This window comes from Rhodococcus sp. 05-340-2, assembly GCF_002258915.1.
GTDB lineage: Bacteria > Actinomycetota > Actinomycetes > Mycobacteriales > Mycobacteriaceae > Rhodococcoides.
Window position 1 is genome coordinate 318,093 of the sequence record NZ_NOYU01000027.1, and the last position, 24,264, is coordinate 342,356.

Annotated in this window: 29 protein-coding genes; 16 read left to right on the top strand and 13 right to left on the bottom strand. The window is 65.4% G+C overall.

The genetic code is table 11. The annotated features are described in order from the left end of the window. Window positions 1–87 precede the first annotated feature (87 nt). From CH271_RS16485 to CH271_RS16500, 4 genes are all read left to right on the top strand, one after another. Entirely contained in the window at window positions 88–378 is a 291-nt protein-coding gene (locus CH271_RS16485; RefSeq protein WP_032377081.1) for a DUF503 domain-containing protein, read from the top strand. Window positions 379–481: 103 nt separating this feature from the next. Further along, a complete protein-coding gene (rbfA, locus tag CH271_RS16490; protein WP_082323619.1) occupies window positions 482–1,081 on the top strand; it encodes a 30S ribosome-binding factor RbfA in 600 nt (199 codons plus the stop codon). Window position 1,082: 1 nt separating this feature from the next. Next, window positions 1,083–2,081, top strand: a complete 999-nt coding sequence (locus CH271_RS16495) for a DHH family phosphoesterase (RefSeq protein WP_094634240.1) — start codon at window positions 1,083–1,085, stop codon at window positions 2,079–2,081. Further along, window positions 2,078–3,406, top strand: a complete 1,329-nt coding sequence (locus CH271_RS16500) for an MATE family efflux transporter (protein ID WP_094634241.1) — start codon at window positions 2,078–2,080, stop codon at window positions 3,404–3,406. The genes CH271_RS16495 and CH271_RS16500 overlap by 4 nt, the downstream gene beginning before the upstream one ends. On the opposite strand, the gene CH271_RS16505 is transcribed toward CH271_RS16500, so the two are convergent. Genes CH271_RS16505 through CH271_RS16520 form a run of 4 tightly spaced genes read right to left on the bottom strand, consistent with a single transcriptional unit; the run spans window position 3,407 to window position 6,537 of the window. Further along, entirely contained in the window at window positions 3,407–4,507 is a 1,101-nt protein-coding gene (locus tag CH271_RS16505) for a sulfate/molybdate ABC transporter ATP-binding protein (RefSeq protein ID WP_094634242.1), read from the bottom strand. It lies immediately after the preceding gene. Then, complete coding sequence (locus tag CH271_RS16510) at window positions 4,504–5,334, bottom strand: ABC transporter permease (RefSeq protein WP_094634243.1); 831 nt, start codon at window positions 5,332–5,334, stop codon at window positions 4,504–4,506. Before CH271_RS16510 ends, CH271_RS16505 begins: the two co-directional genes overlap by 4 nt. Continuing rightward, window positions 5,331–6,128 carry a molybdate ABC transporter substrate-binding protein gene (modA, locus tag CH271_RS16515; RefSeq protein WP_094634244.1) on the bottom strand — a complete coding sequence of 266 codons (798 nt, stop codon included), beginning with the start codon at window positions 6,126–6,128 and terminating at the stop codon, window positions 5,331–5,333. Before modA ends, CH271_RS16510 begins: the two co-directional genes overlap by 4 nt. A gap of 10 nt (window positions 6,129–6,138) precedes the next feature. Beyond that, window positions 6,139–6,537 (bottom strand): TOBE domain-containing protein, encoded by a 399-nt coding sequence (locus tag CH271_RS16520; RefSeq protein ID WP_094634245.1) that lies wholly within the window; start codon window positions 6,535–6,537, stop codon window positions 6,139–6,141. A 242-nt stretch (window positions 6,538–6,779) separates the two neighbouring features. Here CH271_RS16520 and CH271_RS16525 point away from each other — a divergent pair, with 242 nt between their 5' ends. From CH271_RS16525 to truB, 3 genes are read left to right on the top strand one after another with little or no spacing between them, the layout of a single operon-like run. Next, the gene (locus tag CH271_RS16525; RefSeq protein WP_032397841.1) at window positions 6,780–7,703 is read left to right on the top strand and encodes a metallophosphoesterase family protein; all 924 of its coding nucleotides are present in this window, start codon (window positions 6,780–6,782) and stop codon (window positions 7,701–7,703) included. Then, on the top strand, window positions 7,700–8,365 hold the full coding sequence (locus CH271_RS16530; protein ID WP_094634246.1) for a 4'-phosphopantetheinyl transferase family protein: 666 nt from the start codon (window positions 7,700–7,702) through the stop codon (window positions 8,363–8,365). The genes CH271_RS16525 and CH271_RS16530 overlap by 4 nt, the downstream gene beginning before the upstream one ends. Window positions 8,366–8,400: 35 nt before the next feature. After that, window positions 8,401–9,333: a tRNA pseudouridine(55) synthase TruB gene (gene truB, locus CH271_RS16535; RefSeq protein ID WP_094634247.1), complete on the top strand. Its 933-nt coding sequence runs from the start codon at window positions 8,401–8,403 to the stop codon at window positions 9,331–9,333. Between the two features lie 14 nt (window positions 9,334–9,347). On the opposite strand, the gene CH271_RS16540 is transcribed toward truB, so the two are convergent. The 4 genes from CH271_RS16540 to CH271_RS16555 are packed head-to-tail and all read right to left on the bottom strand — an operon-like array spanning window position 9,348 to window position 12,764. Further along, the gene (locus CH271_RS16540) at window positions 9,348–10,100 is read right to left on the bottom strand and encodes a metal-dependent transcriptional regulator (RefSeq protein ID WP_052047518.1); all 753 of its coding nucleotides are present in this window, start codon (window positions 10,098–10,100) and stop codon (window positions 9,348–9,350) included. Between the two features lies 1 nt (window position 10,101). Then, window positions 10,102–10,974, bottom strand: coding sequence for a metal ABC transporter permease (locus CH271_RS16545; protein WP_094634249.1), 873 nt, complete (start codon window positions 10,972–10,974; stop codon window positions 10,102–10,104). A 3-nt stretch (window positions 10,975–10,977) separates the two neighbouring features. Further along, window positions 10,978–11,805, bottom strand: a complete 828-nt coding sequence (locus CH271_RS16550) for a metal ABC transporter ATP-binding protein (RefSeq protein WP_094634250.1) — start codon at window positions 11,803–11,805, stop codon at window positions 10,978–10,980. After that, entirely contained in the window at window positions 11,802–12,764 is a 963-nt protein-coding gene (locus tag CH271_RS16555) for a metal ABC transporter substrate-binding protein (RefSeq protein WP_373453570.1), read from the bottom strand. Before CH271_RS16555 ends, CH271_RS16550 begins: the two co-directional genes overlap by 4 nt. A 103-nt stretch (window positions 12,765–12,867) precedes the next feature. Between CH271_RS16555 and CH271_RS16560 the strand changes: the two genes are divergently transcribed. The 4 genes from CH271_RS16560 to CH271_RS16575 all read left to right on the top strand — a co-directional run bounded on the left by CH271_RS16560 (window position 12,868) and on the right by CH271_RS16575 (window position 18,239). Next, entirely contained in the window at window positions 12,868–13,836 is a 969-nt protein-coding gene (locus CH271_RS16560; RefSeq protein ID WP_170946035.1) for a bifunctional riboflavin kinase/FAD synthetase, read from the top strand. A 122-nt stretch (window positions 13,837–13,958) separates the two neighbouring features. After that, window positions 13,959–14,228 carry a 30S ribosomal protein S15 gene (rpsO, locus tag CH271_RS16565; protein WP_027496764.1) on the top strand — a complete coding sequence of 90 codons (270 nt, stop codon included), beginning with the start codon at window positions 13,959–13,961 and terminating at the stop codon, window positions 14,226–14,228. Window positions 14,229–14,623: 395 nt separating this feature from the next. Then, window positions 14,624–16,885: a polyribonucleotide nucleotidyltransferase gene (locus CH271_RS16570; RefSeq protein WP_037189574.1), complete on the top strand. Its 2,262-nt coding sequence runs from the start codon at window positions 14,624–14,626 to the stop codon at window positions 16,883–16,885. Between the two features lie 67 nt (window positions 16,886–16,952). Then, window positions 16,953–18,239 (top strand): M16 family metallopeptidase, encoded by a 1,287-nt coding sequence (locus tag CH271_RS16575; protein WP_218828507.1) that lies wholly within the window; start codon window positions 16,953–16,955, stop codon window positions 18,237–18,239. On the opposite strand, the gene CH271_RS29115 is transcribed toward CH271_RS16575, so the two are convergent. Further along, entirely contained in the window at window positions 18,220–18,567 is a 348-nt protein-coding gene (locus CH271_RS29115; RefSeq protein WP_218828510.1) for a hypothetical protein, read from the bottom strand. The two genes, CH271_RS16575 and CH271_RS29115, sit on opposite strands and share 20 nt — an antisense overlap. On the opposite strand from CH271_RS29115, the gene CH271_RS16580 reads away from it, so the two are divergent. Beyond that, on the top strand, window positions 18,490–19,221 hold the full coding sequence (locus tag CH271_RS16580) for an SDR family NAD(P)-dependent oxidoreductase (RefSeq protein WP_218828505.1): 732 nt from the start codon (window positions 18,490–18,492) through the stop codon (window positions 19,219–19,221). The genes CH271_RS29115 and CH271_RS16580 overlap by 78 nt on opposite strands. Here CH271_RS16580 and CH271_RS16585 read toward each other — a convergent pair. Together CH271_RS16585 and CH271_RS16590 are read right to left on the bottom strand one after the other, a co-directional pair. Further along, window positions 19,164–19,907, bottom strand: a complete 744-nt coding sequence (locus CH271_RS16585; RefSeq protein WP_094634552.1) for a polyprenol monophosphomannose synthase — start codon at window positions 19,905–19,907, stop codon at window positions 19,164–19,166. The genes CH271_RS16580 and CH271_RS16585 overlap by 58 nt on opposite strands. A 97-nt stretch (window positions 19,908–20,004) precedes the next feature. After that, window positions 20,005–20,769: a 2-phosphosulfolactate phosphatase gene (locus tag CH271_RS16590; protein WP_094634251.1), complete on the bottom strand. Its 765-nt coding sequence runs from the start codon at window positions 20,767–20,769 to the stop codon at window positions 20,005–20,007. A gap of 66 nt (window positions 20,770–20,835) precedes the next feature. Here CH271_RS16590 and CH271_RS16595 point away from each other — a divergent pair, with 66 nt between their 5' ends. Continuing rightward, a complete protein-coding gene (locus CH271_RS16595) occupies window positions 20,836–21,267 on the top strand; it encodes a hypothetical protein (protein ID WP_037189569.1) in 432 nt (143 codons plus the stop codon). Between the two features lie 5 nt (window positions 21,268–21,272). On the opposite strand, the gene CH271_RS16600 is transcribed toward CH271_RS16595, so the two are convergent. Beyond that, a complete protein-coding gene (locus tag CH271_RS16600; protein ID WP_037189568.1) occupies window positions 21,273–21,548 on the bottom strand; it encodes a hypothetical protein in 276 nt (91 codons plus the stop codon). 100 nt (window positions 21,549–21,648) lie between these two features. On the opposite strand from CH271_RS16600, the gene CH271_RS16605 reads away from it, so the two are divergent. After that, complete coding sequence (locus CH271_RS16605) at window positions 21,649–22,302, top strand: AMIN-like domain-containing (lipo)protein (RefSeq protein WP_094634252.1); 654 nt, start codon at window positions 21,649–21,651, stop codon at window positions 22,300–22,302. A 79-nt stretch (window positions 22,303–22,381) separates the two neighbouring features. Next, window positions 22,382–22,831 carry a hypothetical protein gene (locus CH271_RS16610; RefSeq protein WP_094634253.1) on the top strand — a complete coding sequence of 150 codons (450 nt, stop codon included), beginning with the start codon at window positions 22,382–22,384 and terminating at the stop codon, window positions 22,829–22,831. Window position 22,832: 1 nt separating this feature from the next. Here CH271_RS16610 and CH271_RS16615 read toward each other — a convergent pair whose 3' ends face one another. Beyond that, entirely contained in the window at window positions 22,833–23,546 is a 714-nt protein-coding gene (locus CH271_RS16615; protein ID WP_094634553.1) for an aquaporin, read from the bottom strand. Window positions 23,547–23,835: 289 nt separating this feature from the next. On the opposite strand from CH271_RS16615, the gene CH271_RS16620 reads away from it, so the two are divergent. After that, window positions 23,836–24,195 (top strand): NADH-quinone oxidoreductase subunit A, encoded by a 360-nt coding sequence (locus tag CH271_RS16620; RefSeq protein WP_032397854.1) that lies wholly within the window; start codon window positions 23,836–23,838, stop codon window positions 24,193–24,195. Window positions 24,196–24,264 lie beyond the last annotated feature (69 nt).

Here is a 24,264-nt window from a genome sequence, read left to right on the forward strand (position 1 = left end):
CACTGCGCTCCGACTTTCGAGCCGGTGGTGGTACGACGTATGTACCACCACCGGCTTTGTTGTCGAAGCTGATCGAAGGACGTCAGCGTGTATCTGGGTGCTCTGGAGTTGGACGTGTTGTTGGGGGATGTGCGTTCGCTCGCCGAGAAGCGGTCGATGATGGAACCGGTCCTCGGTGATCTGCAACGGCTGGGTGTCTCCGCTGCCGAAACGGGTGAGCGAGAACGTATTCGGCGATCCCTACTGGGGGTTGCCGCGGCCGGTACCGATGTCGACCTGTTGCACGACAAACTGGACGAGTGCGAACGGCATGTCGCCGAACGCCACGATCTGGAACTGTTGGCAGTACGCCGGAGAATCTTCGGACCCGAGGATTGATCCGGGATGTCCGCCGAGCACTGCTCGGCAGACGTGAAGTGCACAACCGCCGCTACGTCGTATCGAAATCGACGTTCGGCCATGAAAGAGGAGTGTGATTGTCGTGGTGGATCAGGCCAGGGCTCGTAAGTTGTCCAAGCGAATCGCCGCAATCGTTGCAACGGCGATCGATCACGAGATCAAGGATCCACGGCTGGCATTCGTGACCATCACCGACACCAAGGTGACGGCCGACCTGCACGACGCCACGGTGTACTACACCGTGATGGGTGAAGACCTCGATACGCCGCCCGATCTTCAGGCGGCCGCGGCAGGACTCGAGAAGGCCAAGGGCGTGCTGCGCTCGAAGGTCGGAGCCGGGACGGGTGTGCGGTACACACCGACCTTGACGTTCGTGACCGACACGGTGCCCGACACCGCGCGCCACATGGAAGACCTTCTCGAGCGTGCCCGCGTGGCCGACGAGGAACTGGCCCGCGCCCGTGCGAACGCCAAGCCCGCCGGGGATCCGGACCCGTACAAGGCTCCGCGCGAAGTCGCAGACACAGATGGTCATTCCGCAGGCTCCACTCCTGCACTGGATGGTCATTCCGCAGGCTCCACTCCTGCACTGGATGGTCATTCCGCAGGCTCCACTCCTGCACTGGATGGTCATTCCGCAGGCTCCACTCCTGCAGACGTCGAGCCCGCCGAAGCCGACTGACATGTCCGATGGTTCGGGGTCGGTGCCGGAGACCGACGAGGATTTGGCGCAGGCGATCGAGATGCTCGAACGTGCATCCTCGGTGACCGTGCTGTGTCACGTCCAGCCCGATGCCGACACGATCGGCAGTGGGCTCGCGCTCGGTTCGGTGCTCGAACGTCGCGGCGCGACCGTCCAGGTGGCGTTCGCTGCACCGGCGTCCCTGCCGGAGTCGATGGACGAGTTGCCCGGTAGGCATCTTCTGGTCGACGCCGACCGGGTCACCGAGACCGTCGACCTGGTGGTCACGGTCGACGCCGGAAGTCGGGGTCGGTTGGGTTCGTTGGGCGACCGGCTCGATACGGCGTCGGCCAGCCTCGTCATCGATCACCACCGCAGCAACACTCGCTTCGGAACGCTGAACGTGGTGCATGCATCCGCCGAGTCCACCACCGCCGTGATCGCGCGTCTGCTCGACCGGTGGGGCGTCGAGATCGACGCCGATCTCGCCCACCTGCTGTTCGCTGGCTTGGTCACCGACACCGGTTCGTTCCGCTGGGTTCGCCCGGGTTCTCATCTGCTGGCCGAGAGACTGTTGGCCACGGGGATCGACGGCGCTCACATCGCCCGCAAGCTGCTCGACACCCACCCGTTCGACTGGCTGCCGATGCTCGGGTCCGTGCTCGGTTCGGCATCCTTGATTCCCGACGCAGCCGGCGGACGAGGGCTGGTGTACGCCGTCATCCGGAGCGAGGATTCCGCCGGACTGCGGTCCGAGGAAATCGAGAGCGTGATCGACATCGTGCGTACCACCTCCGAAGCAGAGGTGGCCGCAGTGCTCAAGCAGCAGGACTTCGGCTCGGTCTGGGTGGTCTCCCTGCGCTCGAAGACCGAGGTCGACGTTTCGGCGGTGGCATGCGAACTCGGCGGCGGCGGGCACCGCAACGCGGCCGGCTACACCGCGACCGGCGATCTGCCCGACGTGATCGAGGCGCTGCGCGGGGCACTCTCGGCGTCGTGAGCTCCACTCCGGTCACCGCTCGAAAGATTCTCGGCCTGTCGCTGCCCTCCCTCGGCGTCCTTGCCGCCGAACCCCTCTACCTGTTGTTCGACGCCGCCGTGGTCGGAAGGCTCGGTGCCTTGGCGCTCGCGGGTCTGGCGATAGGCGGACTCGTTCTGGCCCAGGTCAGCACCCAGCTCACTTTTCTGTCCTACGGCACGACCGCCCGTGCGGCTCGTATGCACGGTGCCGGTCGCGAACGTGATGCCGTCGGTGAGGGTGTGCAGGCAACCTGGTTGGCCTTCGCGATCGGCATCGTCATCGTCGCGGCGGTGCAGCTCGCGGCCGAGCCCGTGGTGTCGGTACTGACCGGCGGCGGTGACATCGCCGCCGAGGCCGTCGCGTGGCTGCGGGTGGCTCTGGTCGGTGTGCCGTTCATTCTGGTGTCGCTGGCCGGAAACGGATGGATGCGCGGAGTCCAGAACACGGTGACACCACTGCGTTTCGTCGTGTTCGGCTTCGCAGTGTCGGCGGTGTTGTGCCCACTTCTGGTTCATGGGTTGCTCGGATTCCCACGGCTGGGGCTGGTGGGATCGGCTGTGGCGAACGTGATCGGTCAGGGCGTCGCCGGTGCGTTGTTCGTCGTCGCAGTCGTGCGGGCGAGCACCGAATTGCGACCGCGCTGGTCGGTGATGCGCGCGCAACTGGTGCTGGGCCGCGACCTGATCGTGCGGAGTCTGGCGTTTCAGGCCTGCTTTCTGTCCGCTGCTGCGGTGGCGTCGAGGTTCGGCGCGGCCTCGGTCGCCGCCAACCAGGTGGTACTGCACATGTGGAACCTGGTGTCGTTGATGCTCGATTCGCTGGCAATCGCCGCTCAGACCCTGGTCGGAGCGGCCCTCGGCGCGAGCAGGATCGAGGATGCGCGCGCCCTGGCGTGGCGATTGACGGCATGGTCGACGGTGTTCGCGGTCGTCCTCGCCTGCGTGTTCGCCGTCGGGCGATCGTTCGTCCCGGAGCTGTTAACCACCGACGCGTCGGTCATCGACGAGATGCACGCGATCTGGTGGATCTTCGTCGCGATCATCCCCATCGCCGGGGTGGTGTTCGCGTTGGACGGTGTGCTGCTCGGCAGTGGTGACGCTGCTTTTCTGAGGAACGCCACCATGGCATGCGCCGTCGTGGGTTTTCTGCCGTTCATCTGGTCGTCTCTGGTGTTCGACTGGGGGTTGGTCGGGATCTGGACAGGGCTCGGCGTCTTCGTTGCCCTGCGCATGCTCGCCGTCGCGGGCCGGGTGCTGTCCGGTAAGTGGCTCGTGATCGGCAGCGACCGCCAACTACGCCACTGACTATCGGTCGGGCTGGGACGGCAACGCGGGGTGCAGTGCCACCTCGTGGCTCTTGACGACGAAGAACACCCGGCGTCCGGGCTCGAGTCCGAGATCCGATACCGCTGCAGGGGTGATGTCGGCGGCCATGCCGGGAGACCCGTCGGGTTGCGGACGTGACCTGACACGGATGCCGGAGCCCTGTACCTCCATCTCCTCGATCACCACCTCGAACACGTTGCGGGGGCTGGCGTGTGGGGCAGTCGGGTGTACCGACACGGCGGCGGGGGAGAAGACCGCCACCAGTGGAGTTCCGGTGGCGTGCCGCCCGGAGCCGTGGACCGTCACTCCCCAATTCGTATTCAGGCAGGTCGAGTCGTCGGCGTCGACAGCCCGTCCCGAGAGCAGGTTCACCCCGGCGATGCGGGCACCGAATTCGCTGCGAGGCGCGGTCAGGACCTTGGTGACCGACCCGCGCTCGACGACGCGTCCACCGTCGACGACCACGACGGAATCGGCGAGTGCGACGACGTCGAGCAGATCGTGGGTCACGATCAAGGCCGTACGCCCGCTCTCGCGCAGCACCGTGCGCAGCACTCGCCGAATGCCCGGTGCCGTATCGACGTCCAGTGCAGCCAGGGGTTCGTCGAGCAACAGCAGTCGTGGATCGGCCGCAAGAGCACGCGCGATGGCGATACGTTGAGCCTGACCGCCGGACAACTGCGCAGGGCGGCGATCGGCCAGGTGGGAGGCTCCGACCGCGTCGAGCCAGGTATCGGCCACGGCTCGCGCGGTGGCGCGGTTCGCGCCGGTGCTCCGTGGTGCGAAGGCCACGTTCGCGCGAGCGTCCATATGAGGAAACAACAGAGCTTCCTGAGCCAGGGTCGCGACGCCCCTGGCATGAATGGGCACGACGGTGTTCGAGGCGGTGTCGGTCAACACGTCCTCGCCGAGTCGGACGATTCCGTCGTCGGGTGTCACCACGCCGGCGACGATCTGCAGCAGTGTCGATTTGCCTGCCCCGTTCGGCCCGAGGACCGCGACCGTCTCTCCCTCCCTGGCGTCGAGTTCGAGATCGATTCCGCGGACGCCGAGGGTGGCCCGGAGGTACAGCGAGTTCACAGCGTTCCCGACGATCGAGTGCCGCGCGCGGTCACGACGACGAGTGCCGCGACGAGAATCAGAACCATCGACAGCGCCACGGCGGCATCGGGGTCGCTCTCGCGCTGCAGATAGATCTCCAGCGGCAGCGTCCTGGTCACGCCCTCCAGGGAGCCGGCGAAGGTCAACGTCGCTCCGAATTCTCCGAGTGCGCGAGCGAAGGCGAGAACGGTTCCTGATATCAGTCCGGGAAGTATCAGCGGAACGGTGACCCGCCGTAGGACGGTGGTGGGGGTGGCACCCAGGGTTGCAGCCACCACGTCGTAGCGGTCACCGGCCGTGCGCAACGCGCCCTCGACACTGACGACGAGGAACGGCAACGACACGAACACCTGCGCCAACACGACGGCCGAGGTGGTGAACGCAATCCGAATCCCGAACGAATCGAGATGTTCGCCGAGCAGCCCTTGGCGTCCGAAGGTGTAGAGGAGCGCGATGCCGCCGACCACCGGGGGCAGGACCAAGGGCAGTACGACGAGCGAGCGAAGGATCGAGAGCCCTCTGATCGAGCTGCGTGAGAGCACGACGGCCATCGGCACGCCGAGAAGCACGCACACCACGGTGCTTGCCGTCGCCGTCTTCAGGCTGAGAACCAGCGCCGCGACAGCGGATTCGGAGGTGACGAGGCCGAGAAAATTCGACCAATCGATGCGGGTGAACATCGCGGCCGGCGGCAACACCACGAGTAGTGCGCCCACGGCGGCCGGTGCGAATATCCACAGTGGTACTCCGACGGTCGGACGGGGCCCGGCCGAGGACCTTCCGCCTTTGGCGACTCGAGCGGTCACGGTGCGGCGAAGCCGGCTCGACCGAGTACGTCCCGTCCGGCGGGTCCGGTGACGAACTCGGTGAAGGCGCGAGCTGTGTCCGGGTTGCCGGAACCGCTCAGTGTCGCGATCGGGTAGGTGTTGACGGCCTCGCTCGACTCCTCGAAGGGCACCGCGGTCACGGTCTCGCCTGCCCCGGCAGCGTCGGTGACGTAGACCAGCCCGGCATCGGCCTGCCCCGAGGTGACCTTGCCCAGCACGTCGGTGACCGAGGATTCTTCGCTCACGGCCGGGACGGAAGTGCCCGTTGCAGTTTCGACCGAGGCCGTCGCCGCGCCGCACGGCACTTGGGGTGCGCAGATCACCGTGAGAAGGTCGGGATTCGCGAGATCGGCGAACGATGTGATGCCGTCCGGGTTTCCGGGGGCGGTCACGATGGTCAGAGTGTTCGACGCGAAGTCGACGGGATCGCCCGCAACCAGGCCCTCGTCGACCGTCTCGGTCATGTTCTTGGTATCCGCGGAGGCGAAGACGTCGGCAGGAGCGCCGGAGATCAGCTGCGCGGCCAGATCGGATGAGCCCGCGAAGCTGAACTCCACCGAGGTGCCGGGGTGTTCGGCCTCGAATCGAGTACCGAGATCGGTGAACGTCGCGCGAAGCGATGCCGCGGCGAAGACCGTGATCTCTCCTCGGACCGCGCTACCGTCCGAGGGTCCATCGGGCGCGGTCGAATCGGACTGCGCACTGCACCCGACCAGAATCAGGGTGGCTGCAATCACGAGCGCGGATACCGAGTGCACTGTCTTCACGAACATCTCCTGCGTTCTAGGGTGTCTCGACGATGACGGTCGTGGCCTTGACGACGGCGGTGGTGACCTTGCCGGGCTCGAGCCCCAGTTCACGAACCGATCGGGTGCTCATCAGCGAGACGATCGTGAACGGCCCGCACTGCATGCTCACCTCGCTCATCACCGCGTCCGAGACGACCTCGGTGACCAACCCCACGAGTCGGTTGCGGGCCGAGCTGCCGCCCGGCGAGATCTCCGGTGGGGGGACGGCGTGTTCGCGTGCATAGTCGGCGAGGTCGCGGCCGGCGATGACCTTGCGCCCGGTCTCGTCCTCGAGCGCCGGGAGCGCTCCGCTGTCGATCCATCTGCGCACGGTGTCGTCACTGACACCGAGGAGTGCCGCGGCATCTCGAACGCGGACCGGGGGCACCGTCATCGAGATGCCACCCGAGCAATCATCCGCAAACAAGTCATGAACGGCACCATATACCCGAATCTGCGGGTGTTTCGACCCAATCCTGTTTTCGGTGAGCCGTACCGTCCCACCGTCGACCTCGGTGCCACTTCACCCCGCCCGGATATGTCGCGGAATCTGCATGGAGTATTGGACGTTGGTACGTTCTCGGACGGTTCTGGCGATTCGACGCCGGCGGCCGAGCGCATCGGAAGGAATTTTCAGTGGCAGCGAAGCTGTGGGCAGTGAGCGACATTCACGTCGGACATCGGGGCAACCGGCCCGTGACCGAGGACATCTTCCCCGAATCGCCCGACGACTGGCTGATCGTCGCCGGTGACGTGTCGGAGAAGACCGACGACATCAAGTGGGCGCTCGAATTGCTCCGTAGCCGTTTCGCAAAAGTCATCTGGGTTCCCGGAAACCACGAGCTGTGGACGACGGTGAAAGATCCCGTGCAGATCCACGGTGCTGCTCGATACGAGTACCTGGTGAACCTGTGCCGCGAGATCGACGTCGTCACCCCGGAGGACCCGTATCTGCGGTGGGAGGGGGAGGGAGGCCCGGCCACGATCGTGCCGATGTTCCTGCTCTACGACTACACGTTCCTGCCGCAGGGAGCGAGAGACAAAGAACACGGACTGGCGATCGCACGCGAGAAGAACGTCGTTGCCACCGACGAGTTCCTGCTGTCCTCGCAGCCGTACGCGACGCGAGATGCCTGGTGCCACGCGCGGATCGACGCCACCCGGGAGCGTCTCGATGCGTTGGACACCTCCGTTCCGACCGTGTTGATCAACCACTTCCCGATGGTCCGGCAGCCCACCGAGGTGCTGTTCTACCCGGAGTTCGCGCTGTGGTGCGGGTCCACTCTGACGGCGGATTGGCACACGCGGTACAACGCGATCTGCTCGGTATACGGGCACCTGCACATCCCGCGGACGACCTATTACGACGGCGTTCGCTTCGAGGAGGTGTCGGTGGGCTACCCGCGTGAATGGCAGCGCCGCGGCCTGCCGAAGAACGTTCTGCGCCAGATTCTTCCGGTCCCCGAGTACCCGCCGGGCGCGTTGAACAAGTGGGGCGGGCACTTCACGGTGACGCCCGAGATGGAGGCAGAGGTAGAGAAGATGAGGGCAGGCAAGTGATCGAATCCATACTTCCCAACGGCGTCGTCTCGGCCGAATTGTTCGCGGACCCACCGGGTCTGACGCCGCATCCGCTCGAAGCCCCGCTGGTGGCCAAGGCGGTGGACAAGCGCAAGCGTGAGTTCACCTCGGCTCGACACTGCGCGCGGGTGGCGATGGAGAAGCTGGGTGTGGAGCCGGCACCGATCATGCGCGGTAAGTCCGGTGCCCCGCAGTGGCCGAAGGGTGTGGTCGGATCGTTGACGCACTGCGACGGCTATCGCGGTGCGGTGTTGGCCTATTCGATGCAGGTGCGTTCGGTGGGAATCGACGCGGAGCCGCACGGGCCCTTGCCCGATGGAGTACTCGGGGCAGTGAGCCTGGAGGCCGAACGCGAGTGGCTCGCGACCGTGGGCCGTGAAGACGTGCACTGGGATCGAGTCTTGTTCTGCGCCAAGGAAGCGACGTACAAGGCCTGGGAGCCGTTGACGGGACGCTGGCTCGGCTTCGAGGACGCACACATCACCTTCGAACGCACCGGCTCCGGTGACGACATTTCGGGAACGTTCCATTCCGAGCTGCTGGTGCCAGGAGACACGGTGTCCGGACCGCCGTTGCGGGCCTTCGACGGTCGATGGATGGTTGCGGGAGGCTTGGTGATGACCGCGATCTCGGTGATGTGACGACCCGTTCCGCGAGCCTGGCACAATGCTCTCTCGTGAGTGCTCGCGAAAAGATTTCGTCCGGTCTCGTCGGTGCCGGCCTGCTTGTGGTCGACAAGGGGCCGGGAGTGACGAGCCACGATGTGGTGGCGTCGTGCCGAAAACTGTTGCGCACCAGAAAGGTCGGCCATGCGGGGACTCTGGATCCCATGGCGACCGGCGTGCTCGTGCTCGGCGTGGAGCGTGCGACCAAGATGCTCGGATTGCTCTCGCTGACCACCAAGTCGTACACCGCAACCATCCGGCTCGGCCGGAGCACGACGACCGACGACGCCGAGGGTGACGTTCTGGCCGATGTCTCGGCCGCGCATGTCTCCGACCCCGAGATCTCGACCGCGATCGCCGCCCTGACCGGCGACATCGAGCAGGTGCCCGCCAGTGTCAGCGCCATCAAGGTCGACGGGCAACGTGCCCACAAATTGTCCCGCGCAGGTGAGGAGTTCACACTCGCCGCCCGCAAGGTCAGCGTCACCCGATTCGACGTGACGGCCAGGCGCGATGTGGTGGAGAACGAATCCGCGTTCGTCGACCTCGATGTCGAGGTGGACTGCACGTCGGGGACGTACGTGCGAGCCCTGGCTCGGGACCTCGGCGTGGCGCTCGGCGTCGGCGGCCATCTGACCGTGCTGCGCCGCACTCGTGTCGGACCCTTCACCCTCGACCATGCGCGGACACTCGAAGATCTGGCCGAGGATCCGGCCGTGAGCCTGGACATCGACCAGGCGGCGCGAACGGCCTTTCCGCACCGGCAGATCGACGCGGGTGAAGCGGAATCGTTGAGCCAGGGACGGTGGCTGGATCCGGTCGGGATCGACGGGGTGTACGCGGCGGTCGATCCCACCGGTCACACCATTGCGCTGCTCCAGGAGAAGGGCAAGCGCGCCAGTTCGGTCATGGTCGTACGGCCCGCGACCTTGCGAGGGCACTGAAGCGATCCCGGCGATCAGGTAGCCGGAACCATCCAGATCGCCTCGGCGGCGCGGTGGCCGAGGTCGATGGAATCGGTGGCGTCGGTGCGGGCCAGCTCGATGGCGACGGTGCCGGCGTAGTCGCGTCGTTCGACCACGGTGATCGGCAGGTCCAGCGTGATTCCGACGGAATCGAAGTAGCGGAGCATCGCCGGGTCGGAGTCGGAAATTCTGGCGACTCGGCCGGACTGTCCGTCGAGGTACTCGCTCAGGCGGGTCGCGGACGGAGTCTCGATCGCACCGTCGACCGACGGAATCGGGTCGCCGTGCGGATCGCGTTCGGGATGGCCCAGTTTGGCGTCGATGCGATCCATCATCAGATCCGAGACGGCGTGTTCGAGGATCTCTGCCTCGTCGTGCACTTCGTCCCAGCCGTAACCCAGCTCGCGGACCAGATAGGTCTCGATCAGTCGGTGCCGACGAACCATGCCGATGGCAGCCAGGCGACCCTTCTCGGTCAGTGAGATGGCCCCGTAGCGGGCGTGGTCGACCATGCCCTGGTCGGCGAGCTTGCGAATCGCCTCGGACACCGTCGAGGCGGAGACACCGATGCGTTCGGAGAGCATCTTCGTGCTGACGGAGTCCTCGCTCCATTCACTGGCCGTCCAGATGACCTTGAGGTAGTCCTGCGCAACCGCGGACAGCTGGACGCCCTCGTCGGCCGGTGCGGAATCGGTTTTTTGTTGCGCCACGTCGCCGAGCTTAGGCAATCCAATGGAAAAAGACATCTCACCCGGCCGGAGCCACCGGCACCTGTCCGCGTTGCCGCAGGGCGCGGACGACGATGCCCTGTGACGGGCTGAAGAGGTAGGCAAGGACGAAGACGAGTCCCTGGGTGAGTACCACGCTGCCGCCGGAGGACACGTCGAGGTAGAAGCTGGCATAGATACCGACCAGGGCGCAACCCACCGAGACGATCGGTGCCAGCACGAGCATGCGGCCGAAGCTGTGCGTGAGCAGATAGGCGGACGCACCGGGAGTGATGAGCATCGCCACCACGAGGATGACGCCGACGGCCTGGAGTGCGACCACGGTCGTCAGGGCGAGCAGAGTCAGCATCACGGCCGAGATCACCGTCGGATTGATGCCGACGGCGCGGGCCTGGGTGCGGTCGAACGCGAAGAGAGTGAAGTCGCGACGCTTGACGATCATGACGGCCAGCGCGATGCCACCGAGGACGAACACCTGGACCATGTCGGCCTGCGAGACTCCGAGCAGGTTGCCGAACAGGATGTGGTTGAGGTCGATCTGGCTCGGAAACTTGGAGATCAGGACGACGCCGAGCGCGAACAACGTGGTGAAGACGACTCCGATGGCGGCGTCCTCCTTGACGATGGTGGTGTTGCGGACGACTCCGATGGCACCGACCGCGATGAGGGCGAACAGCAGTGCTCCGATCGCGAACGGTGCCCCGAACAGGTAAGACAGCGCGACGCCTGGAAGAACTGCGTGCGAGACGGCGTCGCCCATCAGTGACCACCCGATGAGGACGAGCCAGCAGCTCAGGACCGCGCACACGATCGAGGCGGTGACGGTCACCAGGAGGGCTCGCTGCATGAAGGTGTATTCGAGTGGGTCCACCAGAAAATCGATCAGATACACGGTTCAGCTCGCTTCCGTGGTTCGGGTGGCCGGAGTTCGGGTGCCCGCACCGAGTTGGTCGACCTTCGACGGGTCGATACCGAAGGCCAGCGCCAGGTTCTCCGGGCGCAGTACTTCGGCCGGACTGCCGTGCATGAGCACCCGTTGCTGCAGCAGGATCGCCTCGTCGCACAGCTCCGGTAGGGCATGGAGATCGTGCGTGGACACGAGAACCGAGGCGCCGTGTGCTGCGAGTTCGCGGAGCAACCGGGTGATGGTCGCTTCGGTCTTCTTGTCCACACCGGCGAAGGGCTCGTCGAGCAACAGCAGTGACGCCTCCTGGGCGATGGCGCGGGCGACGAACGCGCGCTTGCGTTGACCGCCGGAGAGCTGGCCGATCTGTCGGTTCGCGAGTTCGGTGAGGTCGACGCGCTGCAGAGCCTCGTCGACGGCCAGTCGATCGGCTGCCCGTGGAGTGCGGAGAAAATTCTGCTTCCCGTATCGGCCCATCATGACCACGTCGCGCACGCTGATCGGGAATGTCCAGTCGACGGATTCCGCCTGGGGTACGTAGCTGACCGTGCCGGCCTTGCGCGCCTGCGCCGGGTCGCCGCCGAACACGGTGATCGAGCCGGAGTTGGGCTTGACCACTCCCATGACGGCCTTGAACAGCGTCGACTTGCCCGATCCGTTCATGCCGACCAACCCGCACACCCGGCCGGGTGCGAGGGTCAGGCTGGCATCGGTGAGGGCCACGACATCGCGGTAGCGGACATTGACGGTATCGACCGTCAGCGCCGCCCCGTTCTCGTGCGGGGCCCTGTGGTGCTGGGTCCCAGTCTTCCGGGTCATCGTTCTCCTACCAGTGCGTCGGCGATCAACCGTGCGTCGTAGCGCAGTAGATCCAGGTACGTGGGGACGGGTCCGGCCGCATCGCTCAGTGAATCGACGTAGAGCTGTCCGCCGAACCGAGCTCCGGTGTCCTCGGCGACCTGGAGCTGGGCCTTGTCCGAGACGGTCGACTCGCAGAACACGGCGGGCACGTCGTTGTCACGAACGAAATCGATGGTGCGTACCACTTGCTTGGGAGTTCCCTCCTGCTCGGCGTTGACCGGCCACAGGTAGGCCTCCTGCAGGTCGAAGTCGCGGGCCAGATAACCGAATGCGCCTTCGCAGGTGACGAGCGCACGTTGACGAGCGGGCAGTCCGGAGAGATCTGTGGCCAGTTCGGCTCCGACCTCACGGAGTTGTTCGATGTACGCGGCTGCGTTCGCGCGATAGTCGTCGGTGTTGACGGGGTCGAGTGCGACGAACGCCTCGGCGATGTTCTCCACGTACGTCTCGGCCACGACGGGGGACATCCATGCATGGGGGTTCGCTTTCCCCGCGTAGGCGTCGTCACGGATGTAGATCGGGTCCACGTTCGCACTCACCACGGCGTGCGGTGCGGGGATGCGCTCGACGAACTTCTCGAACCAGGCCTCCAGCCCCAGCCCGTTGTCCAGGATCAACTCGGCCTGCTCTGCGGTGCGCAGGTCTCCGGGTGTCGGCTCGTAGCCGTGGATCTCGGCTCCGGCTTTTGTGATCGATTCCACTCGAAGGTGGTCACCGGCGACATTGGCTGCCATGTCGGCGAGGACGGTGAAGGTCGTCAGAACCAGGGGTCTGCCGTCGTCGAGCACAGTCGGATCGTCCTCTCCGACAGCCCGCGCGCAGCCGGTCGACGCTGCTACCAGTAGTCCCACCACGGCCCAGCTCGCGAGAATCCGCCGAGCGCGAGATCCGCGCTGGCGAAGAAATAAGTTAGGCACCCCGAAATATTTACCGTGGGGATACCTTTTTGTCCATACCTGCCGCGCGCGACACGCCTGGCCGAGAGTGACCGAGCGGCCGTCGGGCCGTAGGCTTCGCGGTGTGCAGAGATGGCGAGGTCTCGACGATGTACCTGCCGACTGGGGTCGGTGCGTGCTCACGATCGGCGTCTTCGACGGCGTTCATCGCGGACACGCACAACTGATCGGGAGAGCGGTGGCCGCTGCGAAGAAGCGCGGCGTCCCCAGTGTGCTCATGACGTTCGATCCCCATCCGATGGAGGTCGTGCGGCCGGGCAGCCACCCTGCTCAGCTGACGACCCTGACGAGGCGAGCCGAACTCGCCGAGGAACTGGGAATCGACGTCTTCTGCGTGATGCCGTTCACGCCCGAGCTGATGAAGCTCACTCCCGAGCGATACGTGCACGAGATCCTGATCGAACGCCTGCACGTCGCCGAGGTCGTCGTCGGCGAGAACTTCACCTACGGGAAGAAGGCGCTCGGCACCGTGCCCATGCTGCGCAAGATCGGCGAGCGGTCCGGATTCGCAGTCGACGGGGTCAACCTGCTCGCCGAGCATGCCGTGACGTTCTCCTCGACGTACATCAGATCGTGCGTGGACGCAGGCGACGTCGCTGCGGCCACCGCCGCGCTCGGGCGACCGCACCGTGTCGAGGGTGTCGTTGTGCACGGAGACGGTCGAGGTCGCCAAATGGGTTATCCCACAGCCAATGTCGCGCCGCCCATGTACTCGGCCATCCCCGCCGACGGTGTGTACGCGGCATGGTTCACCGTGCTCGGGCCGGGTCCGATCATGGGGACGGTCACTCCGGGGGAGCGGCATCCGGCTGCTGTGTCGGTGGGCACCAATCCCACGTTCTCGGGTCGTACCAGAACCGTCGAGGCGTTTGTCCTCGACGGTGAGGCCGACCTGTACGGGCAGCACGTGGCAGTCGACTTCGTCGACCGACTGCGCGGCATGGAGAAATTCGACTCGATGGAAGCACTCGTGGAGGAAATGGGGCGCGACGCCGAGCGGGCCCGCTCGATTCTGGCGGCGAGCACGGCCTGATAGGCTGGCCCCTCGGTGCTCGCTGCGGTCCGTGGCGGCTGTACCGGCTTCGATTCCGTGGTCTCGACCACAGAGTGCGTTGCTTCCTTTCACGCGGACGTCATTGATCAGGAGTAGTACCAGTGGCATTGACCACCGAACAGAAGAAGGCCGTTCTCGGCGAGTACGGCTTGCACCCCACCGACACGGGCTCGCCCGAGGCGCAGGTTGCAATGCTCACCAAGCGCATCGTCGACTTGACCGAGCACCTCAAGATGCACAAGCACGACCACCACTCCCGCCGCGGCCTGCTGCTGCTGGTAGGACGTCGTCGTCGCCTGCTCAAGTACATCGCGAAGGTCGACGTCACCCGCTACCGCTCGCTCATCGAGCGTCTGGGTCTGCGTCGATAATTCGCATCGACGCGAGGATGTCACCGATGCAGGGTTCGACGCGCCGGTGCGCACCCGACTCGCAGCAATAGTGCAGTAGCCAACGAGGCAGTGCTTAGACTGTTCCTCGTTGGCTATCTGTGTTTGTACCGCAAGAACAGTTACGTCAGCACGAGAAAGCGGATGCACGGCATCCGCACACCGCCGTGTATGCCTGTCACGCCGTGGTGACGGTCTTCGGTAGTGGCCTTTCGGATACGAGATCCGATGGGCTTCGATCGATGGCCGCCTCCGCGCAGCCGCGTCCCGAGAGAAGCTCTCGTCGGATGGACGGCACAGGTATGCCGCCACAGCCAGGAGGGCTCGTGGTGTGTCCGCGCGGGCACGGCAAAGACGAGAGGACGAGAAGAGAACCTATGACAGAGACAACGACCGTGGACGTCGAAGAAGGCGTCTACGAAGCAACTGCGATCATCGACAACGGCACGTTCGGCAAGCGGACCATCCGCTTCGAGACCGGCCGCCTCGCACAGCAGGCCGCAGGCGCAGTCGCCGCGTACCTCGACGAGGACACCATGCTGCTGTCGGCAACGACCGCAGGTAAGCACCCCCGTGAGGGATTCGATTTCTTCCCGCTGACGGTCGACGTCGAAGAGCGCATGTACGCCGCGGGCCGTATCCCCGGATCGTTCTTCCGCCGCGAGGGCCGTCCGTCCACCGACGCCATCCTCACCTGCCGCCTGATCGACCGGCCGTTGCGTCCGACGTTCGTCGACGGACTGCGCAACGAGATCCAGGTCGTCATCACGGTGATGAGCCTCAACCCGGCCGATCTGTACGACGTCGTCGCGATCAACGCGGCATCGGCCTCGACGCAGATCGCCGGACTGCCGTTCTCCGGCCCGATCGGCGGCGTCCGCGTCGCACTGATCGACAAGCAGTGGGTCGCGTTCCCGACCAACGAGCAGCTCGAGAAGGCCGTGTTCAACATGGTCGTCGCCGGCCGCATCGTCTCCGGCTCCGGTGCCGACGCAGACGTCGCGATCATGATGGTCGAAGCCGAGGCCACCGAGAACGTCATCGAGCTCATCGAGGGTGGTGCAACCGCCCCCAACGAGTCGGTCGTCGCCGAGGGCCTCGAGGCTTCGAAGCCGTTCATCGCAGCCCTGTGCACCGCACAGCAGGAGCTCGCGTCCAAGGCCGCCAAGCCGACCGGCGACTACCCGGTCTTCCCGGCGTACCAGTCGGATGTCTTCGAGGCCGTCGAGAACGCCGCGAAGATCCCGCTGAACGAGGCACTGACCATCGCAGGCAAGGCCGAGCGTGAGAGCAAGCTCGACGAGGTCAAGGCTCAGGTCCTCACGTCGGTCGGAGACAGCTTCGCCGGCCGCGAGAAGGAGATCGGTGCCGCATTCCGCGCACTCACCAAGAAGTCGGTTCGCCAGCGCATCCTCACCGATCACTTCCGCATCGACGGCCGTGGCATCACCGACATCCGGTCGCTGTCCGCAGAGGTCGCGATCATCCCCCGTACCCACGGATCGGCCCTGTTCGAGCGCGGCGAGACCCAGATCCTGGGCGTCACCACCCTCGACATGGTCAAGATGGCGCAGCAGGTCGACTCGCTCGGGCCCGAGACGTCCAAGCGCTACATGCACCATTACAACTTCCCGCCGTACTCGACCGGTGAGACCGGCCGCGTCGGTTCGCCAAAGCGTCGCGAGATCGGGCACGGCGCACTCGCCGAGCGCGCCCTGCTGCCGGTGCTGCCGAGCCAGGCCGAGTTCCCGTACGCCATCCGTCAGGTCTCCGAGGCACTGAGCTCCAACGGCTCGACCTCGATGGGCTCGGTCTGCGCATCGACTCTGTCGCTGCTCAATGCCGGTGTGCCGCTGCGTGCCCCGGTTGCCGGTATCGCGATGGGCCTCGTGTCCGACGAGGTCGACGGCGAGACCCGTTACGTCGCACTCACCGACATCCTCGGTGCCGAGGACGCGTTCGGCGACATGGACTTCAAGGTCGCCGGAACCAAGGACTTCGTCACGGCGCTGCAGCTCGACACCAAGCTCGACGGCATCCCCTCCAAGGTGCTCGCCGGCGCGCTGTCGCAGGCCAAGGATGCTCGCACGACGATCCTCGAGGTCATGGCCGAGGCCATCGACACCCCGGACGAGATGAGCCCGTACGCACCTCGCGTCACCGCGATCAAGGTGCCGGTCGACAAGATCGGCGAGGTCATCGGGCCCAAGGGCAAGATGATCAACTCCATCACCGAGCAGACCGGTGCCAACATCTCGATCGAAGATGACGGCACTGTCTACGTCGGTGCAGCGGACGGCCCGTCCGCACAGGCCGCGATCGACATGATCAACGCCATTGCCAACCCGCAGCTGCCGAAGGTCGGCGAGCGATTCCTCGGAACCGTCGTCAAGACAACGGCTTTCGGTGCATTCGTCTCGCTGCTCCCGGGCCGCGACGGACTGGTGCACATCTCCAAGCTCGGTAACGGCAAGCGCATCAACAAGGTGGAGGACGTCGTCAGCGTCGGATCCAAGTTGCGCGTCGAGATCGCCGATATCGACAACCGCGGCAAGATCAGCCTCGTTCCCGTCGAAGACGACAACGCTGCTGCTCCCGCCGACGCTCCCGAGGCTCCCGCCGAGGCCAGCGCTGAGTAAGAAGCAACCGAGCCGAACGGTACGTCCCCTCGGGACGTACCGTTCGGCCGTTCCAGAGAGCACCGGCATCGACACGGGCGTGCAACGCACCACTCTTCCCGGCGGTCTTCGGATCGTCACCGAGTTCGTGCCCGGCGTTCGCTCGGCTTCGGTCGGCGTGTGGGTCGGGGTCGGTTCACGGGACGAGCAACCCAGTGTTGCCGGTGCCGCACACTTCCTCGAACATCTGCTGTTCAAGTCGACTCCTACGCGCAGCGCGCTCGAGATCGCCCAGGTGATGGACGGTGTCGGGGGAGAGCTGAACGCGTTCACCTCGAAGGAGAGCACCTGCTTCTACGCGCACGTGCTCGACGAGGACGTGGCGCTCGCCATCGATCTCGTCACCGATGTGGTGCTTCGTGGCCGGTGCCGCTCGGCAGATGTCGACGTCGAGCGACAGGTGGTCCTCGAAGAGATCTCCATGCGCGACGACGATCCCGAGGATCTGCTCGGAGATGCCTTCCTGGAAGCCATGTTCGGCGATCATCCGATCGGACGCCCGATCATCGGTTCCGTCGAATCCATCGAGTCGATGACCCGTGCGCAATTGCACTCGTTCCACGTTCGCCGCTACACGCCGCAGCGCATGGTCGTTGCCGTCGCGGGCAACGTCGATCACAAGCAGATCGTCTCTCTCGTGCGTCGAGCGTTCTCCGGCCATCTGGTCAAGGGCGCACGGCCGGCCGAACGACGTGGTGGCACAGCGCGATTGCGCAATGCTCCCACGTTGAGCCTGACCACTCGTGACAGCGAGCAGGCGCATCTGTGCCTGGGCGTACGGGCGTTCGGTCGACACGAAGGGCATCGCTGGGCGTTGTCCGTGCTGAACTCCGCAGTGGGGGGCGGGCTCAGTTCTCGTCTGTTCCAGGAGATCAGGGAAGAGCGTGGTCTGGCGTACTCGGTGTACTCGTCGGTGGATACGTTTGCCGACAGTGGTGCATTCTCCGTTTACGCGGGTTGTCAGCCGGAGAACTTGGGCGAAGTGACCACGGTGATCAGGGAAGTGCTGGCCAAGGTTGCCGCCGAGGGGATCACCGACGCGGAGTGTGCGCGGGCCAAGGGTTCGTTGCGTGGCGGTTTGGTTCTGGGACTCGAAGATTCGGGCTCTCGGATGAACCGGATCGGTCGCAGTGAACTGAACTACGGCAATCACCGCGACATCACCGATACGTTGGCGAGGATCGACAGCGTCGGCAACGACGAGGTACGCGAGGTCGCTGCCGTGTTGCTCGACCGTCCTTTCGGTGCCGCGGTGGTCGGCCCCTACAAGAACGTCCGCCAGCTGCCGGCGTCGGTCAAGTCCCTGGTTCGGTAGCGTCGGCGATCACGTCGCGCACTGCGCGGCGGGTCAACTCCGTCACCGCCGACAGGTCGGTGACCGGCTCGAATGCGTGGGTGGAGTTGAGCGCCGCTATTCCGTGCACGGAGGTCCACAGTCGCAGGGCGGTGAACTGTGGATTCTCCGGCGCGACGGCACCGACCGCGCATTCGACGTTCGACGTGCATGCCCGTACGGTCGACAATTCAGCACGAACAGTGATGGGCGTACCGTCCTCGTCACCGGTGTGGGTCGACGCCTCGGTATCGGCTATGCCATCACCCGCAGGTTGCTGCAGGACGAGCGCGCCCGCGTCTTCGCGCAATCATGCGATGCCTACGACGTGAGCGAACCGTGGGGAGCGGGGACGTCGGGAGCAGTGCAGGTTCTCGCCGAGTTGTCCACTGCGCCAAGCAGACTCGGGCATCTGGACATCGATCTCTCCGATGTCGAAGCGCCTGCCGCCCTGTTCGATGCTGTCGAATCCAGGTTCGGTGCCGTCGACTCGTTGGTGATCAACCATGCGCGATCACAGCTGGGCGAACTGGGTTCTCTGACGGCAGAGAACCTCGACCTGACGTGGGCGGTGAACGTGCGCGCGTCGTTGCTTCTGGTGCAGGAATTCGCGCAACGGTACGTCGATCATCCTGACGGCGGACGCGTCGTGCTGTTCACGTCCGGGCAGGGAGAGGGGCCGATGCCGACCGAGATTCCCTATGCGGTGACCAAGGGTGCCATCGCCGCGATCACACCGACCGTGGCCGATTCCCTGATCGAACGTGGTGGAACTCACCGGACGAGGCCGCAGCGGTCGTGGCGATGTTGCTGTCGCCCGATTCGGGCTCGATCACCGGTCAGGTCATCGGCGCCGAAGGCGGATTCCGACGCTTCACGCCGTGATCACGGCGTGGCGCGCCTCGGTCAGAGCTTCTTCTTGTTCAGCAACAACTTCCAGGGCACCAATGCCGACTCGAGCTGAACCGACAGGCTCATCTTGGATTCGCCCTCGCTGCGCTCCTCGAAGGTGATCGGCACTTCGGCGAGAGTGAGGCCGTGCTTGACCGTTCGGTAGTTCATCTCCACCTGGAATGCGTACCCGTTGCTCTCGACCGAGGCCACGTCGATGGTGCGCAGGGTGCGCGCGTGCCACGCCTTGAATCCCGCTGTCGCATCCTTGACTCCGAGGCGCAGGATCGTGTTGACGTAGAAGTTCGCCCACGCGGACAGGGCCTTGCGGTGCCAGGGCCAATCGGCGGCGACCGCTCCGCCGGGTACGTATCGCGATCCGAGCACCACGGCCGCGTCGGTGGTGTTCAGCTTGTCGATCATCGCCGGGATCACCTCGGTGGGGTGCGAAAGATCGGCGTCCATCTGAATGACGATGTCCGCACCCTCGTCGAGCGCTCGCGTCATGCCTGCGACGTATGCGCGTCCCAGCCCGTTCTTCTCGGTGCGGTGCAGAACGCTGACGTCGATGGGGCCGTCGATGGCCAACTTGTCGGCGACGTCGCCGGTGCCGTCGGGTGAATTGTCGTCGACGACCAACACACCGAGCCCCTCCACCTGCAACCCGGCCAGCAGCTCGACGAGCTTGGGGAGGTTCTCACGTTCGTTGTACGTCGGTACAACGACGGTGGTCTTCGGGGCGACTCGTTCCGTACTCACCACCGTATGATCCGTGATTAGGGGTTCCGATCCAAATATCGGACACGGTCGGCCGTGTCGGGTCGGCATCGTGGGTCGTTTTCGAGCGTCCGTCGCCTCATGACCGAGTCGCGTCGACGAATATGCCGTCGCGCAGAATCGGGACGCAGGAGCTCGAATCGACCTCGGCCGCAATGGCCACGTCTTCCGGGTGTCCCATCCCGGCCAGTTCGCGACCGGAGCCACATTGCCGCAGCTCCGAGCCCACGTCTCGCTCGACGGCTCGCCACGCGGCCGCGGCCGTTCTCGCCTCCGGGGAGGCATCGGTAGCTCCGGCATCGACGAGGGCGGCGATGATTGCACCGGCGCCCCACAGGTCCTCGACGGCAGGCCGGAGGGATCCGTCCGGCCACCGTTCTCCGGCCGCTATGACGGTCGTCACGGCATTTCGGTTGTCGGCACGTATCCACCGCGCTACCGCGGATGCGTTTCTCAGCGACGCTCCCACACACAGCGGGGCCGTGCTCGCGAGATCGTGGGCGATGGTGGACCCGTTCGGTGACGGCAGCACCAACCGTGCCGGGGCGGGCGCGGCCCGTACGGTGGCCGTGCACAAGCTGATCAGGCCCGGTGACGCGGCCGACCGCCCCACGGCGAGAACCGCGTCGAACTGCTCGGCCAACTGCGTGGCCCGGTCGTCGCGCCACCGACTGGGGATGACGTCGATGCCCGCGTCCACAGCAACCGTCAGAGTCGTCGTGAACGACAGGACGTCCACGACGACGGCGATGTCTGCGCCGTCGACGATGGCGTCGGCTCCACACAGGCCCCAGTCGAAGCGGAGACCGAATGCGTTCTGGGACAGTACGGGGTCGGCCAGCATTGCGGAACGGTATCAAGTCCGGTGCCGGTGATACCTTCGGCGCGGGATCGAGTGGGGGAGAGAGACATGCAGTTGGAGCCGGACACCAAGGTGATCGTCCTCGTGGCCGGTCTACTGCTGCTCTGGGCACTGGGGTTGGGGGTCGTCAAGTATCACCAGATGTCGACGTCGGCGGATGGCACCGCGCATCGTTATGTCGACATCGCTCATCGGGCAGCGTTGATGTACTCGTTCGCCGCCCTGGTTCTCGCTGCGCTGGCGCAGTTCAGCGCGTGGTCGGTCACGGTGGATCTGATCGCCGCATCGGTGGTGCTGGTGTTCTTCGTCGCTGCCATCGTGAGCTACACCGTGCACGGGTTTCGTCGAGATACCGAGAACCAGTTCGTGAATCCCGTCCGGGGGACGCACCTGTTCATGGTGTCGTTGATCGTCGGCGAAATCGGCGGTACAGCGGTGCTGGTGGCCGGTTTCGCATTCGCGCAGTTCGGTCCGAGCTGAGAGAGCTACCGAGGATCCAGGTACAGCTCGGCAGTCTCGGTGGCGACCGCCGACACGGCAGCGGCAAGACCGGGCTCGAGGTCCAGCGCGGCTGTGAGTCGATCTCCGCGCAGCCCCTGCGTTCGGAGCAGCTCCCAGGCTTGTTCGACCAGGCGAACCGAGGTGGGATGGTCCAACTCGGGGCGGTTCGAGCGCAATGCGGTCGCAGCCCAGTCCGCGTCGAAAGTCCCGTTGGGCGGCCCGAACACACGCTCACCGGACGAATAGCTCTTCGGCTCCATACCCTCCGACGCTAGCAGGATCGGAGGGCGGCGCAATCGTGACCGAATCGGGTCGAGACAGCACTATCGAACCGATCGGTTTCTTCAGTACGGTATCGCAATGTACGACGGCTACCGCAGAGCTCGAGTCGCGCTCTCGGTCGTCGGATCACTGCTGTTCGGTGTGCTCGCGGGCTGTTCCGGCGCGGACGGCAGCGGCCGGGTCGACGAGGTCCCGGCCGCCGCGAACTACACCACGGTCACGGGGTCGTTGGTGGTCGGTGATCCTCTATCCGGTCCGGGAACGCCCACCGAAGCGCCGACTGCGGTACTGCCGGTGGTACCGGAGCTCCCTGAGAGTCTCGACGGTGCGCGGTTCCCGAGCAGGTCGCCGGTCGGCGTCACCGACGTGGTGCTCGAAGGGGCGTCGACGGTCGTATTCAGGTTGGCAGGCAACGGCCCGGTGTCCTTCACGGTCCGGTATGTGGACGAGGCCATTCGCTACGGCACCAGTGAACCGCTGGCAGTGCCGGGGAGATCCGTGTTGCAGGTGGACCTGTCGGGTACGTCGACGGACTCCGACGACACATTCTCGCCGTATGCCGGGCCCGAGCGTGTCCGAGGCGGTGCTGATTCCGCTGTCGCCTCGGTCGATTTCCTGGCCGATCCCGGCGGTATCTCACAGTCCTTCATCGGAGTTGCGGCCGATCGACCCGAGTTCACGGTGACCGCCACCGAAGAACCCGCCGCGGTGATCGTCACCGTCGAGTCCTGACCGGCGCTGGAACGTCGAATGCACTTCGGCCGTGGCTGTTTCGATCCGTTTACCGGGGAACCCGCGGTAGCATCGCGATGTGTCCGACGCCACAGCGGGAGAGAGCCCATCCGGGCGTGTGCGCGTGCTCGTCTACAGCAGCAATGCCGCGACCCGCGCCCAGGTTCGGTCTGCGGTGGGAACTCGACCGGATCCGGCACTCGGTGACATCGAGTACGTCGACATCGCCACGGCAGCCGTCGTCATCGAGCACATGGATGCAGGCGGTGTCGCGTTGGCAATTCTCGACGGCGAGTCCTCGCCCGTAGGCGGGCTGGGCCTGGCGAAGCAGCTGAAGGACGAGATCCTTCACTGCCCACCGGTGTTGGTGCTCATCGGACGTCCGGACGACGCTTGGTTGGCCGAATGGTCGCGCGCCGAGGCTGCAGTTCCGCACCCGCTGGATCCGATCCGGCTCGGGCGCGCAGTGGTCGATCTGCTGAAGCAGCATTCGGTACGCGTCGGTGCCCGGGTCACTCGATCGCGGTAGATCAGACCGTTTTCTCCGATGCGGGCACCGTCAGCACGAACCGGTGGATCGAGCCGGCGATGACAGCTCCGAGCACGGGGAACACCACGAACACCCACAGTTGTGACAGTGCAGGTCCGCCGGCGACGAGGGCTGGGCCGAGGGACCGGGCAGGGTTGACCGAGGTCGAGTCGATTCCGATGCCCAGTAGGTGAACCACAGTCAGGGTCAGGCCGATCGGGATGCCGGCCGCCACGACGGGGTGAAGGGTGGGGGCCGTGGTGGCCAGCACGACGAGGACGAGCAAGCCGGTCGCGATGGTTTCGAACACCGCCACCGACACCAGCCCGTATTCTCCGGGCGAGGAGCTGCCGAATCCATTGGTGCCCAGACCGTCCGACGAGATGTCGTATCCGGGACGGCCGGACGCGACGAACAGTACGATCAGCGCGCCGATCACGGCACCGACGGCCTGGGCGGCGATGTAGAACGCAGCCTTGATCGGGGTGATCGCGCGCGCGATCAAGGCTCCGATCGTCACGGCCGGGTTGATGTGGCATCCCGAGATCGGGCCGATCGCGTAGACGAGGGCGAGCAGTGTGAGCCCGAATGCCAGGGCGATGCCCGGGGTTCCGACGGTGTCGCCCGCGATGACGGCGGTGCCGACGCCGAAGATCACGAGCAGGGCAGTTCCCAGTCCCTCGGCGGCGAGCGCCGAGACGGAAATCGACTTCATCATTTCTCCTGTTTCATGTCGGCGGCCTCGTTCGGCCGGCCGGAATCGTCGGGAGGTTTGTCGTTTTCCCCGGAGCGGAGCGTATGGGGCGATCGAGTGATCTGAGTCACAGTTGGCCGGGTGGCCGGGATCGGGTGCCCCATGCGCGTCAACGGATTACGAAACTGGACTCCTCGAAATCCCGCGAGATCGACACCGAACCCATACTGTGTGGTTCAGGTCACATTGGTACGGCCGTCGCATTTACTACGCGCCGGCGCGGTAGTCGATCGAGGGAGCAGATGCCGGGATGAACGCCTACGTTCCGATCCTCGTTCTCGGTGCCATTGCGGTCGTGTTCGCGGTGTTCTCGGTGATGGTCGGAACGATGGTGGGACCCGCGCGGTACAACCGAGCCAAGTTCGACGCGTACGAGTGCGGCATCGAGCCCACGATGCATGCGCCTACGGGCCAACGATTTCCGGTGAAGTTCTACCTGACCGCCATGCTGTTCATCATCTTCGACATCGAGATCGTCTTTCTCTATCCGTGGGCCGTCCATCTCGATGTTCTCGGCGCGTTCGGGCTGGTTGCCATGGCGCTGTTCGTCGTCAACGTGTCGGTGGCCTACGTCTACGAGTGGCGGCGAGGCGGGCTCGGATGGGATTGACGTCCGAACACTGATCGGCGACGGCACGATGCACGGTTCTCACCTTCAGCGGATGCGGAAAGAGTGTGA

Coding starts and splice junctions, on each gene's coding strand:
- CH271_RS16495 (WP_094634240.1), top strand. CDS start 1,083: ATGTCCGATGGTTCGGGGTCGGTGCCGGAGACCGACGAGGATTTGGCG.
- modA (WP_094634244.1), bottom strand. CDS start 6,128: ATGTTCGTGAAGACAGTGCACTCGGTATCCGCGCTCGTGATTGCAGCC.
- CH271_RS16520 (WP_094634245.1), bottom strand. CDS start 6,537: ATGACGGTGCCCCCGGTCCGCGTTCGAGATGCCGCGGCACTCCTCGGT.
- CH271_RS16540 (WP_052047518.1), bottom strand. CDS start 10,100: ATGTCTTTTTCCATTGGATTGCCTAAGCTCGGCGACGTGGCGCAACAA.
- CH271_RS16550 (WP_094634250.1), bottom strand. CDS start 11,805: ATGACCCGGAAGACTGGGACCCAGCACCACAGGGCCCCGCACGAGAAC.
- CH271_RS16570 (WP_037189574.1), top strand. CDS start 14,624: ATGACAGAGACAACGACCGTGGACGTCGAAGAAGGCGTCTACGAAGCA.
- CH271_RS16590 (WP_094634251.1), bottom strand. CDS start 20,769: ATGCTGGCCGACCCCGTACTGTCCCAGAACGCATTCGGTCTCCGCTTC.
- CH271_RS16595 (WP_037189569.1), top strand. CDS start 20,836: ATGCAGTTGGAGCCGGACACCAAGGTGATCGTCCTCGTGGCCGGTCTA.
- CH271_RS16600 (WP_037189568.1), bottom strand. CDS start 21,548: ATGGAGCCGAAGAGCTATTCGTCCGGTGAGCGTGTGTTCGGGCCGCCC.
- CH271_RS16605 (WP_094634252.1), top strand. CDS start 21,649: ATGTACGACGGCTACCGCAGAGCTCGAGTCGCGCTCTCGGTCGTCGGA.
- CH271_RS16615 (WP_094634553.1), bottom strand. CDS start 23,546: ATGAAGTCGATTTCCGTCTCGGCGCTCGCCGCCGAGGGACTGGGAACT.
- CH271_RS16620 (WP_032397854.1), top strand. CDS start 23,836: ATGAACGCCTACGTTCCGATCCTCGTTCTCGGTGCCATTGCGGTCGTG.